The 13,434-nt window shown below is 57.6% G+C and carries 13 protein-coding genes; all 13 read left to right on the top strand.

What is annotated here, in order from left to right; genetic code table 11:
* Positions 1-29: 29 nt before the first annotated feature.
* The 13 genes from FS819_RS28550 (at position 30) to FS819_RS28490 (ending at position 13,382) form a co-directional block, all read left to right on the top strand.
* Positions 30-1,589 carry an ABC transporter substrate-binding protein gene (locus FS819_RS28550; protein WP_156538610.1) on the top strand — a complete coding sequence of 520 codons (1,560 nt, stop codon included), beginning with the start codon at positions 30-32 and terminating at the stop codon, positions 1,587-1,589.
* A gap of 483 nt (positions 1,590-2,072) precedes the next feature.
* Positions 2,073-2,846 carry a DeoR/GlpR family DNA-binding transcription regulator gene (locus FS819_RS28545; protein WP_060716490.1) on the top strand — a complete coding sequence of 258 codons (774 nt, stop codon included), beginning with the start codon at positions 2,073-2,075 and terminating at the stop codon, positions 2,844-2,846.
* 189 nt (positions 2,847-3,035) lie between these two features.
* Positions 3,036-4,595: an ABC transporter substrate-binding protein gene (locus FS819_RS28540; protein ID WP_060716489.1), complete on the top strand. Its 1,560-nt coding sequence runs from the start codon at positions 3,036-3,038 to the stop codon at positions 4,593-4,595.
* A gap of 10 nt (positions 4,596-4,605) precedes the next feature.
* Positions 4,606-5,466 (top strand): ABC transporter ATP-binding protein, encoded by an 861-nt coding sequence (locus tag FS819_RS28535; protein WP_060716488.1) that lies wholly within the window; start codon positions 4,606-4,608, stop codon positions 5,464-5,466.
* Positions 5,463-6,335 (top strand): ABC transporter ATP-binding protein, encoded by an 873-nt coding sequence (locus tag FS819_RS28530; protein ID WP_156550875.1) that lies wholly within the window; start codon positions 5,463-5,465, stop codon positions 6,333-6,335. The genes FS819_RS28535 and FS819_RS28530 overlap by 4 nt, the downstream gene beginning before the upstream one ends.
* Entirely contained in the window at positions 6,329-7,255 is a 927-nt protein-coding gene (locus FS819_RS28525; RefSeq protein WP_012654931.1) for an ABC transporter permease, read from the top strand. Before FS819_RS28530 ends, FS819_RS28525 begins: the two co-directional genes overlap by 7 nt.
* Positions 7,256-7,266: 11 nt before the next feature.
* Complete coding sequence (locus FS819_RS28520; protein ID WP_041723951.1) at positions 7,267-8,142, top strand: ABC transporter permease; 876 nt, start codon at positions 7,267-7,269, stop codon at positions 8,140-8,142.
* Positions 8,143-8,334: 192 nt separating this feature from the next.
* Positions 8,335-9,036, top strand: coding sequence for a glycerophosphodiester phosphodiesterase (locus FS819_RS28515; protein ID WP_234613996.1), 702 nt, complete (start codon positions 8,335-8,337; stop codon positions 9,034-9,036).
* Positions 9,037-9,128: 92 nt separating this feature from the next.
* Positions 9,129-9,929: a glycerophosphodiester phosphodiesterase family protein gene (locus FS819_RS28510; protein ID WP_012654928.1), complete on the top strand. Its 801-nt coding sequence runs from the start codon at positions 9,129-9,131 to the stop codon at positions 9,927-9,929.
* Complete coding sequence (locus FS819_RS28505) at positions 9,922-10,740, top strand: inositol monophosphatase family protein (protein WP_012654927.1); 819 nt, start codon at positions 9,922-9,924, stop codon at positions 10,738-10,740. The genes FS819_RS28510 and FS819_RS28505 overlap by 8 nt, the downstream gene beginning before the upstream one ends.
* A gap of 200 nt (positions 10,741-10,940) precedes the next feature.
* On the top strand, positions 10,941-11,468 hold the full coding sequence (locus tag FS819_RS28500) for an NUDIX hydrolase (RefSeq protein ID WP_060716598.1): 528 nt from the start codon (positions 10,941-10,943) through the stop codon (positions 11,466-11,468).
* 22 nt (positions 11,469-11,490) lie between these two features.
* Positions 11,491-12,387 carry a TIM barrel protein gene (locus FS819_RS28495; protein ID WP_012654925.1) on the top strand — a complete coding sequence of 299 codons (897 nt, stop codon included), beginning with the start codon at positions 11,491-11,493 and terminating at the stop codon, positions 12,385-12,387.
* Complete coding sequence (locus FS819_RS28490; protein ID WP_081088903.1) at positions 12,384-13,382, top strand: aldose 1-epimerase family protein; 999 nt, start codon at positions 12,384-12,386, stop codon at positions 13,380-13,382. The genes FS819_RS28495 and FS819_RS28490 overlap by 4 nt, the downstream gene beginning before the upstream one ends.
* The last annotated feature ends 52 nt before the right edge of the window (positions 13,383-13,434 follow it).

The following is a 13,434-nucleotide window of genomic DNA, read 5'->3' as shown; positions in this document are numbered from 1 at the left end:
CCAGCCCGCTTTCTCAAGGAGTGGCTTCAATGAAGAGAAGAACCTTTATCGGTACGGCTGCTGCGATTGCCGTATCGCTTTCCAGTGGAATCGCTTTCGCTCAGGAGGACACGCGTCCGGACTTGCGCATTGCGGTTCAAAAGAACCCCGAAACGCAAGAACCGGTGGATACCGCATCGAACGTTGCTTTCCGCAACAATCCCTCGATCCACGAGACCCTGTTGAAACTCGACCTCAACGGTGACTACACGGTACAACCTAACCTCGCAATCACTTGGAAATGGGTCGATGACAAGACCCTTGAACTGAAGCTCCGCAAGGACGTCATTTTCCACGATGGCCGCGAGATGACCGCTGACGATGTCGCCTTCTCCTTCGGCCCGGAACGTTTGACCGACACGAAGGCCCCCGGTTATCCATCGTATCTCACGAATTTTAGCAGCCTCGATCATGTCGAGGTTGTCGATCCGGAAACCGTGCGCTTCGTGACAAAGTTCAAGGATCCTATTCTGTTGCAGCGCCTCGCCGCCTATCCGGCGGTTGTCATCAGCAAGGACGCTTGGGTAAAGATGGGCAGCGACTGGGTCAAGTGGAAGCAGAAGCCCGTCGGTGCCGGCCCGTACAAGGTGGTCGAATCTGTCGCGAACGACCATGTCACACTGGCTGCCAACGACCAGTATTTTGGTGGAAAGCCGAACGCAAAGACCATCACGTTCAAGGTCGTGCCTGAAGTTTCGTCTCGTATTGCTGGCCTTCTCGCGGGTGACTACGACATTGCTACCGATCTCCCCCCGGACCAGCTCGACGTTGTAAACAAATCGGACAATGCAAAGATTGTCGGTGGCCCGGTTCCTAACAACCGTATCCTGTTCTACGACAAGAACAACCCGGCGCTGAAGGATCCGCGGGTCCGTCAGGCGCTCAGCCTCGCCATTGATCGTCAGGCGATTGTCGACTCCATCTGGAACGGCAAGACCGTCGTCCCGAATGGCGCGCAATTCAAGGAATTCGGACCGGTCTACCTGAAGGGCCGCCCGAAACCCGAGTACAATCCGGAAAAGGCACAGCAGCTCCTGAAGGACGCCGGCTATGACGGCGAGCAGATCACGATCCGCTCGCAGAACAACTATTACACGGCAGAAAACCCGGTCAGCGAGGCGATCGTTGCCATGTGGCAGGCCGTCGGCATCAATGCCAAGCTGGAATTTGTCGAAGCCGGCAAGCTGTTCGACAATGCCAATGGCCGTGCAGCCGGTAATTGGTCGAGCACCGCAGTCATTTCGGACCCGTATGTTTCAATCTATGCGCTCTCGTTCGCAAAGACCGCGACGATGGGCACGCAGAAGATCTGGATCAACGACGATTTCGACGCCCTCGGTGCGAAGCTCGAACAGGCCGTCGCTCCAGCCGATCGCGCCAAGACCTTCTCCGACATGCTTGATATCATCGAGTTGAAGGATCCCGGCATCACCGTCCTGCACCAGAACGCCGTCTTCTACGGGATTTCCAACAAGGTGAAGTGGGAACCGAAGCAGAGTTTCGCCATGGACCTTGGCCCCCTGAGCCTCTCCTTCGGAAACACCCGGTAAAGTCTGCGAGCGGACGCTTTTCTCGGCGGCCGCTTTCATGCCTTGCCGTGGCCGGTATTGTGCCGGCCATGGCCACTGCTTTTCAAGGCGAATGGGGAGACCACGCCCAACGGTCAAGCCAGGATCATGCGGGGGCTCAAGAGCAAAATCTGCTCTGTCGACAATGCGAGCCTCCTATCCGCGGTTTCGGGCCCTGTTTCACCTGATTGGCTGACGCGTCGGCGTCAATCCCGGGGTGCTGCCCCGAAGCTTTGGATCTCGGGCAACCTGACGACACAACCACCATCAGCCTGATTTGCCTTTTATGATCGATTTCGCTCAACATACAGCAGGATTTGTGCGACGCAGCACACAATTAATTCAATTCGTCAGCAGATTTACTATGCAAAAGCCAACAAAGCTGTCATATAGCTGTCATCTACGGGAGGTAGATATCGCTCACGATTGATCGATAAGCATCACATACGGACGAGGAGGAAACGCGTGTTGACCCAAGCGGAAGATCGCCAAGCGAAAATTGTCGACCTGCTGCGGACGCGTAATTTCGTGGATATTCGTACACTGACGGAGCACCTCGACATCTCGGTCGCGACTGTCCGCCGTGACCTTGGCGAGATGGAAGCGGCCGGATTGGTGCGCCGGACGCACGGCGGCGCCGTCAATATCAACCAGGTCGCGATGGACGCATCCAACGCCGCCCGTGCCGTCTCAAACCAGACCGAGAAGGCGGCCATTGCCGCTGCCGTGGCTGAGATGGTTGTCGATGGCGACACTGTTCTTCTTGATGCAGGCACGACAGCATTGGAAGTCGCCAAGCACCTCGCTGGACGCAACACCCTCACATTCATTTCCAACGGCCTCGACATTGTTGCCGAACTGACGCGTGCCGAAAGGCAGAGCATTTACTCGGTAGGAGGCGAATATTCCGAAGCGAACCGCTCTTTCCGGGGGCCGCTGGCGGAGCAGTTCATTCGCCAGTTCAATGTCGACAAGCTTATCCTTAACGCGGCGTCGATCGACATAGATCGTGGTTTGATCTGCACCTCAACGCCCGTGAACGCGAGTATCGCTCGCGCCATGATCGAGGTTTCCCGGCGTGTCATCGTCGTGGCGGATTATTCGAAGTTCACAAAGTCCAGTCTGTCGGTGGCAGCAAAGATCGAAGACATCAGCGTCATCGTCACCGATGCGGGCGCCAAGTCGATGATCGACACCGCTCCAGAGAAGCTGCGCAAGAAGTTCGTGATTGCAACGTGAGGGTCCACGCTCGGTGTGCGTCCATCCTCGAACAGAGTTCGATGGGCATTGATTGCCCGTCTCAGGTCTCGTCTCGCCGGATCAAAGCGTGGGGGAAGTCGCCAACATAGCGTCGGCGACAGGGAGTGAAAGCAAGAAGCACCGGCTCGGTACAGCCCAGCTGACCGGCCTCGTCAGGGAGTGGAGAATATGAAGAGAAGAACATTCATTGCGTCGACGGCACTCGTCATTGCCTCGCTGGCGGCCGGGGCAGCCGTCGCTCAGGAGGACAATCGTCGCGACTTGAGAATAGCAGTTCAGAAAAACCCCGAGACCCAGGAGCCGGTCGACCAGGCATCCAACGCCGCGTTCCGCAATAACCCATCGATCCACGAAACTTTGCTAAAGCTCGACCTGAACGATTACACGGTTCGGCCGAACCTTGCGATCTCGTGGAAATGGATCGACGACACGACCCTGGAAATAAAGCTTCGCAAGGGCGTCATCTTCCACGACAGCCGTGAAATGACCGCAGACGACGTGGCATTTTCGTTTGGTCCGGAACGCTTGACTGATCCAAAGGCGCCTGGATATCCAACCTACCTGACAAGCTTTAGCAGCCTTGATCATGTCGACGTTGTCGATCCGGAAACAGTGCGCTTCGTCACGAAGTTCAAGGATCCCGTCTTGTTGCAGCGTCTGGCGAACTATTCCGCCGTTGTCATCAGCAAGGACGCCTGGGTGAAGATGGGCGGCGACTGGGTCAAGTGGAAGCAGAAGCCAATCGGCGCGGGCCCGTACAAGGTCATTGAGTCTATCGCGAACGATCATGTCACGCTGGCTGCTCACGATCTATATTTCGGCGGTAAGCCCAATGCTAAAACCGTTACTTTCAAAGTGGTGCCGGAGGTCTCGTCGCGCATCGCCGGTCTTCTCGCGGGCGACTATGACATCGTCACCGATCTTCCGCCGGACCAGCTCGACGTTGTAAACAAATCAAATGAGGCGAAGATCGTCGGCGGTCCGGTTCCGAATAATCGCATCCTGTTCTACGACAAGAACAATCCTGTGCTCAAGGATCCGCGCGTTCGCCAGGCGCTAAGCCTGGCCATTGATCGACAGGCAATCGTCGACTCCATCTGGGATGGAAAAACCGTCGTCCCGAATGGCGCGCAGTTCAAGGAATTCGGACCGATCTACCTGAAGGATCGTCCAAAGCCCGAGTACAATCCAGAAAAGGCGCAGCAGCTCCTGAAGGACGCCGGCTATAACGGCGAGCAGATCACGATCCGGTCGCAGAACAACTATTACACGGCAGAAAACCCGGTCAGCGAGGCCATTGTCGCTATGTGGCAGGCCGTGGGTATCAATGCCAAGCTGGAATTTGTCGAAGCCGGCAAATTATTCGAAAACACAAATGCTCGCGCGACGGGCAATTGGTCCAGCACTGCCATCGTTTCGGATCCTTATGTATCCGTGTACGCGCTTTCGTTCGCAAAGACCGCAACGATGGGTACACAAAAGATCTGGGAGAACCCGGAATTCGACGCTCTCGGTGCGAAGCTCGAACAGGCCATCGATCCGGCTGATCGCGCCAAGATCTTTTCCGACATGCTGGACATCATCGAGTTAAAGGATCCGGGCATCACCGTCCTGCACCAGAACGCCGTCTTCTACGGGATTTCCAACAAGTTGAAGTGGGAGCCTAAGCAGACTTTCGCCATGGACCTCGGCGCCCAAAGCCTGTCCTTCGCAAACACCACCAAATGAGGATGCGCCAATGAGTGAACCCGTTCTCTCCATTCGAGACTTGAGCATTTCCTTTTTGAAACTGACTCCAGTCAAGTCCGTCTCTTTCGATGTCAAGGAAGGCGAAATTCTTGGGATCGTGGGAGAGAGCGGTTCGGGAAAATCGCTCTCCTGCCTCGCCATAGCCGGCCTCCTGCCGGCTATGGCTCATGCTTCCGGTACGGTGACGATCGGCGACCACGCATTTGAAGCCTCCGATCTGCCAGGGGCACTTGCGTCGAAAATGCTTCCACCGATCGGTATGATTTTCCAGGAGCCGGTCTCCTGTCTTAATCCGGTGCGAACTGTTGGCGAACAAATCGCCGAGGCCGCAAGAAGTGCCGGACACTCTGCGGAAGAAGCTCGCAAGATAGCACTGCAGCTCCTGAAGGACGTCGCGATCGACGAGCCTGAAAAGCGTTATCACTACTACCCCTCGCAATTTTCCGGAGGCATGTGCCAGCGCGTCATGATCGCAACGGCCCTTGCTCTTGAACCGCACCTGGTCATTGCAGATGAGCCGACGACGGCCCTGGACGTTACTGTTCAGGCCCAGGTCGTTTCGCTTCTCGTTTCGTTGGTCCGTAAACGCGGCATCGCCATGATCTTTATCAGCCATGATCTCGATCTAATCGCCGAGGTCTGTGATCGCATCGTCGTCATGTACGGCGGCGAAATCATGGAAATCGATACGACTGAGAATATCTACGAGCGGCCGAGCCATCCCTACACACGCCTCCTGCTGGACGCGATGCCAGGACACGGCGAACCGCTGACCAGGTTGGTGGAAATGCCTCAGAACTGGCGGCTCGAAGCCGTAGCATCAACAAACGAAACGGAGCTCTCGCCATGAGTCTGGAAACATTGGGCAGGACGACCGTTCTCGAAGCCCGCGATCTTGATTTCACTTACAAATCCGGCTTTTCACTTTTGCCGAATAGCCACAAGGGTCACCATGCCGTCCGCGGCGTCTCCCTCACCCTCGGCCAGGGCGAAACGCTCGGTCTGGTCGGTGAGTCTGGATGCGGTAAATCGACCCTTTCCGCACTTCTTTGCGGTGACCGCAATCCCGATAGCGGATCGCTGGAGCTGTTCGGCGAGCCATTCAAAACGTATCTCCGGCCGAACCGTCGGCGCCTGGCACGTGTCCTTCAAGTCGTCGCCCAGGATACGCTTGGCGCTTTCGACCCGCGCCATACGATCGGTCACCAGATCGAGGAAGTGCTCGCCATTCATTCGATCGGACGCAAGACAGATCGGCGTGATATGGCCAGGGATGCGCTCGATGCAGTCGCACTTCCAAGCGCGATGCTGGACCGCTATCCCCATCAGATGTCGGGCGGCCAGCGGCAACGCGCCGCCATCGCCAGGGCGCTCGTTGCCGAACCGAAGATCCTGCTCTGCGACGAACCTGTCTCGGCGCTGGACGTGTCGGTCCAGGCACAGGTTCTCAATCTCCTGCTCGATCTTCAGGAGAAGCGCGGTCTCTCCATCCTGTTCATCAGCCATGATGTGCGCGTGGTGCGGCATGTGTCGCATCGCGTCGTCGTGATGCAGGCCGGTCGCGTGGTGGAGACAGGACCGACCGCAAAAGTCTTTGCCGGGCCCTCCGATCCCTACACGGTGAAACTGCTCGCGGCGGTCCCGAAAGGCAGGCGCCGGGCAAATTCGGCGGATTCCGCATCCAACCGCCAGATACCTACGGAGGCTGCATCATGCTGAACACAATGACCAGCGCAGTCCTGCGCGCAATCTTAACGGTCTGGCTCGTCATCACCTTCACCTTCGTCATGCTTCGCATCAGCGGCGATCCGATGACTTCGCTTCTTGGTGTCGAAACCCCACCCCAGGTCATCGAGATGCTGCGCCAGCAATGGGGTCTGGATCGTCCTGTCACCGAACAGTATTTCGCTTATATCGGGCGCATGCTGACCGGGGATTTCGGAGTGTCGCTACGTAGCGGCCAAGACGCGCTCGGTACAGTCCTCGGAAAGCTTCCGGCCACTTTGCAGCTCATGGCGGCAGCACTTGTACTTGCTCTCGTCGTCGGTGTTCCACTCGGCATCGTGGCCGCACGTTACCGTGGCGGTATCGTCGACCGGACCGTGATTGGCCTTGCTGTGCTGACCCATTCCGTCCCGACTTTTCTGACCGGAATTCTCCTCATCCAGCTCTTCGCCGTGAAATTGCGGATCCTGCCGTCCGGCGGAGGATCGACGCTCGCTCACCTGGTGATGCCCACATTGGTAATCGGTCTTTACAACGCGGGAGTCATCGCGAGGTTCGTTCGCTCCAGCGCCCTCGAGGTCATGGGCCAACGCTATATCCTCGCGGCGCGCGCGCGTCGTGTCTCGGAGTGGGGACTTATCGTCAGGCATGTGATGCCGAACGCGGCCCTCCCACTTCTGACACTGCTCGGATTTCTGCTTGGTGGAATGATCGGTGGATCGGCGGTCGTTGAAGCCGTCTACGCATGGCCCGGCGTCGGCCTCCTCCTCATCAGTTCCGTGGCGTCCCGCGATGTCGCGGTCGTGCAGGCTATCGTCATTCTCATCACGATCGCCATGGTCAGTGCAAATCTGCTCGTCGATTTCCTCCAGACGCTGGCTGACCCGCGCCTGCGCTACTCGAACCGGTCTTGAAGGAGGCATCCATGACAGATCTTACGCCCGCTACTCCGAAGAGCTCCGACCTCGTCTCGAAGCTGCCGCGCATCAACCCTCTGCTGGCCATGTGCCTTTTCGTGATGGTTGCAGCTATTTGCCTGGCCGTCTTCGCCGACAAACTGGCACCATACGGATTTGCTCAGATTGACCTGAAGGCGCGTAAGATGCCGCCGCTTCACGTCGGGACCGGCGCCGTGCACTGGTTCGGCACGGATGAGATGGGGCGCGATATCCTCAGCCGCATCTTCTATGCACTGCGCATGAGCATCATGATATCGCTCGGTGCGGCGATCATCAGCATGACCATCGGCACCACGCTGGGCCTTATTGCCGCCTTCCGCCGTGGTCTCGCCGATGCCATTATCCGGGTAGCTGTCGATTTCCAGGCATCCATGCCGTTTATCATCATCGCACTAACGGTATTGGCCTTCCTCGGAAACAGCCTGACGCTCTTCATCTGCCTGCTTGGCTTGTTCGGGTGGGAGCGTTTCGCGCGACTGACGCGGACCATGGCCGGTCTTGAACTGGAAAAACCGTATATCGCTGCCTTGCATCGCAATGGCGCCGGCAGCTTCCGTATCGCGGTGAAGCACGTTCTTCCCAACATTCTTGCCATCGTGCTCGTCACGTTCACGGTCGTGATGCCCGAGGTTCTGATTCTGGAATCTTCATTGAGCTTCCTTGGGCTCGGTGTGCAGCCACCGATGGTCAGCCTTGGATCGCTGGTTGGTGCGGGCCGCGACTACATCATGACGGAATGGTGGATTTCGATCGTTCCCGGAGTCGTCATTTTCGTACTTGGACTGACCATCAGCCTTATCGGCGATCAGTTGCGCGACATCTTCGACCCCACGCTGAAATGACCGGAACGGTTTAATTTCGTCTGACGCCCCACTCCGGCCAGATAGTCCACAACCGGCGTCCGGACGGCGTACTTAGCCAGTGACAGGATTTATACCATGTCGATTTTACGATCAGAGACCGGGACAGTTCATATCTGCGGACACCGCGGTCACCTTGTCGCTTCGCCTGAAAACACGTTTGCGTCCTTCCGCATGGCAAAGGAGCTCGGTGCAACCATTTGCGAGACCGATCTGGTCCTGTCGGCCGACGGTGAGTTGATCCTTTTCCATGATGCCACGGTCGACCGCACATCGAACGGCAAAGGCTTGGTGTCAAAGATGACGCTGGCCGAACTCAAGGCGCTCGATGTCAGCAGTTGGTTTTCTCCGGAGTTTGAAGGCGAGCGCGTACCGACATTGCGCGAGGCCATCGTGTTTGCCCGGGAGAACGGGATGCTGCTGCAACTTGAGCTGAAGGTTCAGGGACTGGACGACCTGCTCTTTCCGAAGACGGCTGCGTTGCTCGATGAGCTGGATGCCCACGACGTCGTGTGGTTTTCGTCGCTCGACTTCAGGCAACTTCGGGACATCAAGAGACAGATCCCGGAGGTCCCGACCGTCGGTCTCAGCCACACCAGCTTCATGGATCCGGTCGCGCTTGCGAAAGAGGCGCATCTCGATGCGCTTCAGTTCGATTGGCACCGGTTCTCGCCAGAGGAGGCAATCCTGCTCCACAGGAATGGCATCGCAGCCACTGTCGTCGTCATCGCAACCCAAAAGGAGATCGAGCGTCGAGCCTCCTATGGCGACGATATCGAACGCCGTGTGGCCGGTTGGATATCAGATGGACATATCGACCAATTGCTGGGCGACGACGTTGCCTGGGTCGAACGCGTCGTGCGCAGCGCAAGCTGACATCCGCCTGGAGATGGGCAGTTTTTGTATGCCGACAGAAATTACCTGCGTGATCTCCCAACGCGCAGTTCGGTTGAACGAAAGGAAAGAAAATGAATCCGCTTAGAATGACGCCGCAGACTCTGCGTCTTGGTGGTCACCGAGGCCATAGCGCCGGCGCTCCGGAGAATACGCTCACAGCCTTTAGAAAGGCATCCGAATTCGGGGGCCCCAAGGTCACCTGCGAGACCGACCTCTCGATCACGCGCGATGGCGAACTGGTCCTCATTCACGACAAGACGGTCGACCGGACCACCAACGGTCGCGGTCTCGTCCAGAACATGACCTATTCGGAGATTTCCAGGCTCGACGCCGGAAGCTGGTTCGGCGAACAATTTGCCGGAGAACGGATCCCGCTGCTGAAAGATGCCCTTCAGCTCGCCCGTGAACTCGACATGATCTATCAGGTCGAGCTCAAGATCTACGACCAGAATGACATCTTCTTCCCGAAGCTGAGAGCGCTCGTCGACCAACTGGGTTGTGCCGACCTTATTCAGTTCTCCTCGTTCGATTATGTCCAGCTGAAGGCCGTGAAAGCAGCGATACCGGAAGTGCCGACCGTTGGTCTCATGCACTCCCGCCTGATCGACCCTGCCGCTATTGCCCGCCAGGCCAATCTCGATGCGATGAACATTGAGATCTACCACTTCGCCAGCGGCGAGGCGCGCCAGCTTCGGGACGAGGGCTTCGCGGCATTCTGCTATTTGCCAGCCGGACATCACGAAAAGCTGATGCAGTACGGCGTCAATGTCGAAGCTCAGGTCGTTCAGGGGATTCGCGATGGTCAGCTCGACCAGCTACTCGGAGACGACGTCGCACAGGTTGCAAGGCTGAAAGAAGAAGCAAATGGCTGATCAGAATAATCCGAAGTCTGCGGGCCAAGATACCGCGGCCATTGTCGAGAAGATCGCGCGCAAAGCCGGCGAGCGCGCCCTTGCTCACTTTCGTTCCCTGTCGAGCCTTCCGGTAGAGACAAAGGGACACCTTGATCTCGTTACCGAGGCTGACAAGGACGTTGAGGAATTTCTGATTGCCAGCTTGCGAAAGGCATTCCCGGATGACGGCATCATGGGTGAGGAGAGTGGCGAGATCGCTGGTACCTCCGGTCGCGTCTGGGTCATCGATCCGATCGACGGAACATTCAACTTCGTCCGCGGCGGCCAGAACTGGGCAATCTCGGTCGGCCTTTACGAGAACCGTCGTCCATCATTTGGGGTGATTTATGCGCCTGTTCGAGATCTGACTCTGGTCGGCGGGAAGACTGTTCCGACTCAACTCAACGGTCAACCGATCAAGCCGCTGCCTGCGCTTGATATGTCGCGCGCCTCGACCGGTTTTAGCTATCACCCCTCGGCATCGACGGCTGACCGGCTGGAGGTCATTCGCTTTATTTCGGATGACCTGAATATCAGCTTCCGGTTCTGCGGGGCGGCGACGCTGTCGATGATCGAAGTGGCGATGGGCGAGACCGACGGCTACGTGTCGCTCGGGGATTCGACCTGGGATGTGATGGCAGCACTGCCGATACTCAGCAATCTGGGTATCTCCAATACGATCGACTGGGACAGCATCGATCTCTCTTCGAAGCTCCGCTTTGCGTGTGGAAGCGAGGAATTCCTGAGCAAGGTGCGCCCGCTGATCGAAAAGGTCTCTGCGGCTGCATAGTCGCGGCCCTGGCGGTTTGATTGGACACCTCTTCGCAATCCGGGCGCCGCGTCATTGCTGGTCGCGGCGCCCCTCAAAAGCCGGGCGCGGTCCCTTGTTTCAGGGCGATGCTGCTTCGGAAAGGAACATTCAGTTCGTAGAGCGTGCCCCTCACCGAGGATGGCCGCCATCGCTTTCTCAATTTGAGGGTGGATCACGCCATGCCCGGTGAACCTGCAGGACAAACAGCTTTAACGCGGTTGACCCTGGTAGCAGACAAGCTCTGGAACAGAGAGAGCAGGCCCCAGTACGCGGCGATCTGCTACCGGCGAACCGGCGAAAGTTCATGCCCAATTGAGATTCTTCTCATCACCAGCCGCGGGACCGGTCGATGGGTCATACCCAAAGGTTGGCCAATGGGGAAAAAGAAGCCGCACGAGGTCGCAAGCCAGGAGGCCTGGGAAGAGGCAGGTGTCCGGGGGCGCGTCCGAAAAAAGGCTTGGGGTCACTTCACCTATGTCAAGAGGCTCGATGACGGTGAGCTCATCCCGGCAACGGTGCAGGTTCATCTTCTCGATGTCCAGACAACGGAAGATGACTTTCCGGAGCGCCATCAGCGCGATCTTCAATGGTTCAGCCCGAGCACGGCGGCATCTGCGGTCGGAGAGCCGGAACTGCGCGGCCTCTTCGCGAGACTGGAACAACGAGAAAAGCAACGGACCGCAGGCGGCGCCTCCAAGGCGGGCTGAAACATGAGGAGCGGAAATCACTATGAGCAATATCATTGCAACCGGCTTCAATACGGCATCGGCAGACGGCGAGCTTGGCAGCCTCGAGAGAGATCTGCGCCGGCTTCAGTCAATCGGCGTCGACACGGTCGAACTGGCCCTTTCCAGCCTCGATCTGATCGCGGGCGGCCGTATCATCAAAGAGCGAGCCAATCGGCTCAGGACCCTGCTTCAGACATTCTCCTTTCGCTATACCGTCCACGGCCTAGTGTCCTCGAACTTCATGGACCCCGCCACGCACCGGTATCAGGTCGATGCTGCAAAGGCATTGGTCGAGATATGCGACAGCATTAACGCGCGCGTCCTCGTCCAGCACGCGGGGTTTCTTCGCGCCGACCAGGTTGCTGAACGCGCCAGCGCTGACGAGCGCCAACGCGAAGCCCTGTCCGAATTGGGCGAGCACGCCAAAGGATACGGTGTTCGCATCGCTTTCGAGAATATTTTTACCACAGAGCCGGGCCAGTATCGTCAAACTCCGGCCGAGGTTGCGGCGACGGTAAAGGCCGTCAACCACCCGAATGTCGTAGCCCTGATCGACTTCAGTCACGCCTATCTCGAATCAACCTATCGGGGCCTTGATTTTCGCGATCAGCTCCGCGCCATGGCCCCGGTCGCTGGTCATCTGCATGTCCACGATTCCTTTGGCCGACCGTTTGAATTCTACAAGGGACATTTCCCCCAGGAATACACGGCACTGGGTATCGGCGACTTACACATGCCTCTCGGGTGGGGCGATATCCCTTTCGACGAAATCTTTGCCGAACTCGACTTCCTTCCGGAAACCATCCTGATGATGGAGATCAACTCTCGCTATCGCAGCGAACAACCGGACTGCCTTCAGCGCGCCCATGAGCTGATCGACTTAAATCGAGGTCGATGAAGATGGCCGAGGGCTTCGACATGGATACTGATCTCCTAAGACGAACAGCAGATCTGCGTGCTCTGGCAGATATTCGGCTTGTGACACTGGACGACGGACCAGGGCGCGGCCAGCGACTGTTGATCGGCCGAAATGCAAATGGCGTCGCATTCGAAATCGCGGTCGATCGAGGCTTCGATGTTTCGGGCCTGTCGTTCAGAGGCACCAATGTCGGATGGCATTCTCCGACTCAAATGGTGTTTCCGACCCACGATCCCGACTCCGAGGAAGGATTGGGCTTTTTCCGCAATTTCGATGGCTTCATGGTCACATGCGGCCTGGATCAGTACAGCAGGCCTTATGACGCCGACGTAGGGCACTACAACTATCCCAACCTGAGAACCCGGAGGATGCCCCAGCATGGCAGGATCTCGACTGAGAAAGCGCGACTGCATCGATATGTTGTAGAACCAGGAACCTTGAGAATCGTATGCGAGGGGATCGTACGCCAGGCAAGCGTCTTTGGCGAGGTTTTGGAACTGCATCGCAAGATCACCCTCCCCGTTTTCGAAACCGCTCTGATCATTGAAGACACAATTACGAACCGCAGCTTCCGACCTTCGGACCATGCAATCCTCTATCATCTGAACTTCGGCTATCCCTTTCTGGATGACGGCTTGACGATCGCCGGACTTCCGGAGGGGATCCTCGCTGAGATCAATTCCACGCCGCCCGTTCCACAGGATGGCTTTGGCGAGAAAGTCGACCACGTCGATTTCCGTGTAACGCCACACGAGGCACCGATCAGACTTCACAACCCGACGTGTGGGTTTGCCGTCTCTTTGAAATATGACCAGAGCGCCCTTCCTAAGTTCGCGGCATGGCGGGCATATCAGTCGGGAGTCTTTGCGCTTGGCATCGAGCCGCGCTCGGATCTTCGGCCGGCTGAAGGAGGAAAACTCGGCCCTGGTGAGAGCCGTAGCTATTCTTTGCAATTGAGCTTCACTCAAGAATGACGGCGGGATCGAAGCACATAGCCCCGCGCGAGGGGCCTCGCGAAATGGCAAG

The sequence above is a fragment of the Allorhizobium sp. Av2 genome, from assembly GCF_021462805.2.
GTDB classification, from domain to species: Bacteria; Pseudomonadota; Alphaproteobacteria; order Rhizobiales; family Rhizobiaceae; genus Allorhizobium; species Allorhizobium vitis_G.
This window is presented reverse-complemented; position numbering and strand designations above follow the sequence as displayed.

Bases quoted from the DNA above. Each gene is read 5' to 3' on its own strand.
- FS819_RS28535 (WP_060716488.1), top strand. From the start codon at position 4,606: ATGAGTGAACCCGTTCTCTCCATTCGAGACTTGAGCATTTCCTTTTTG.
- FS819_RS28525 (WP_012654931.1), top strand. From the start codon at position 6,329: ATGCTGAACACAATGACCAGCGCAGTCCTGCGCGCAATCTTAACGGTC.
- FS819_RS28530 (WP_156550875.1), top strand. From the start codon at position 5,463: ATGAGTCTGGAAACATTGGGCAGGACGACCGTTCTCGAAGCCCGCGAT.
- FS819_RS28540 (WP_060716489.1), top strand. From the start codon at position 3,036: ATGAAGAGAAGAACATTCATTGCGTCGACGGCACTCGTCATTGCCTCG.
- FS819_RS28490 (WP_081088903.1), top strand. From the start codon at position 12,384: ATGAAGATGGCCGAGGGCTTCGACATGGATACTGATCTCCTAAGACGA.
- FS819_RS28550 (WP_156538610.1), top strand. From the start codon at position 30: ATGAAGAGAAGAACCTTTATCGGTACGGCTGCTGCGATTGCCGTATCG.
- FS819_RS28515 (WP_234613996.1), top strand. From the start codon at position 8,335: ATGGCAAAGGAGCTCGGTGCAACCATTTGCGAGACCGATCTGGTCCTG.
- FS819_RS28505 (WP_012654927.1), top strand. From the start codon at position 9,922: ATGGCTGATCAGAATAATCCGAAGTCTGCGGGCCAAGATACCGCGGCC.
- FS819_RS28510 (WP_012654928.1), top strand. From the start codon at position 9,129: ATGAATCCGCTTAGAATGACGCCGCAGACTCTGCGTCTTGGTGGTCAC.
- FS819_RS28500 (WP_060716598.1), top strand. From the start codon at position 10,941: ATGCCCGGTGAACCTGCAGGACAAACAGCTTTAACGCGGTTGACCCTG.
- FS819_RS28520 (WP_041723951.1), top strand. From the start codon at position 7,267: ATGACAGATCTTACGCCCGCTACTCCGAAGAGCTCCGACCTCGTCTCG.
- FS819_RS28495 (WP_012654925.1), top strand. From the start codon at position 11,491: ATGAGCAATATCATTGCAACCGGCTTCAATACGGCATCGGCAGACGGC.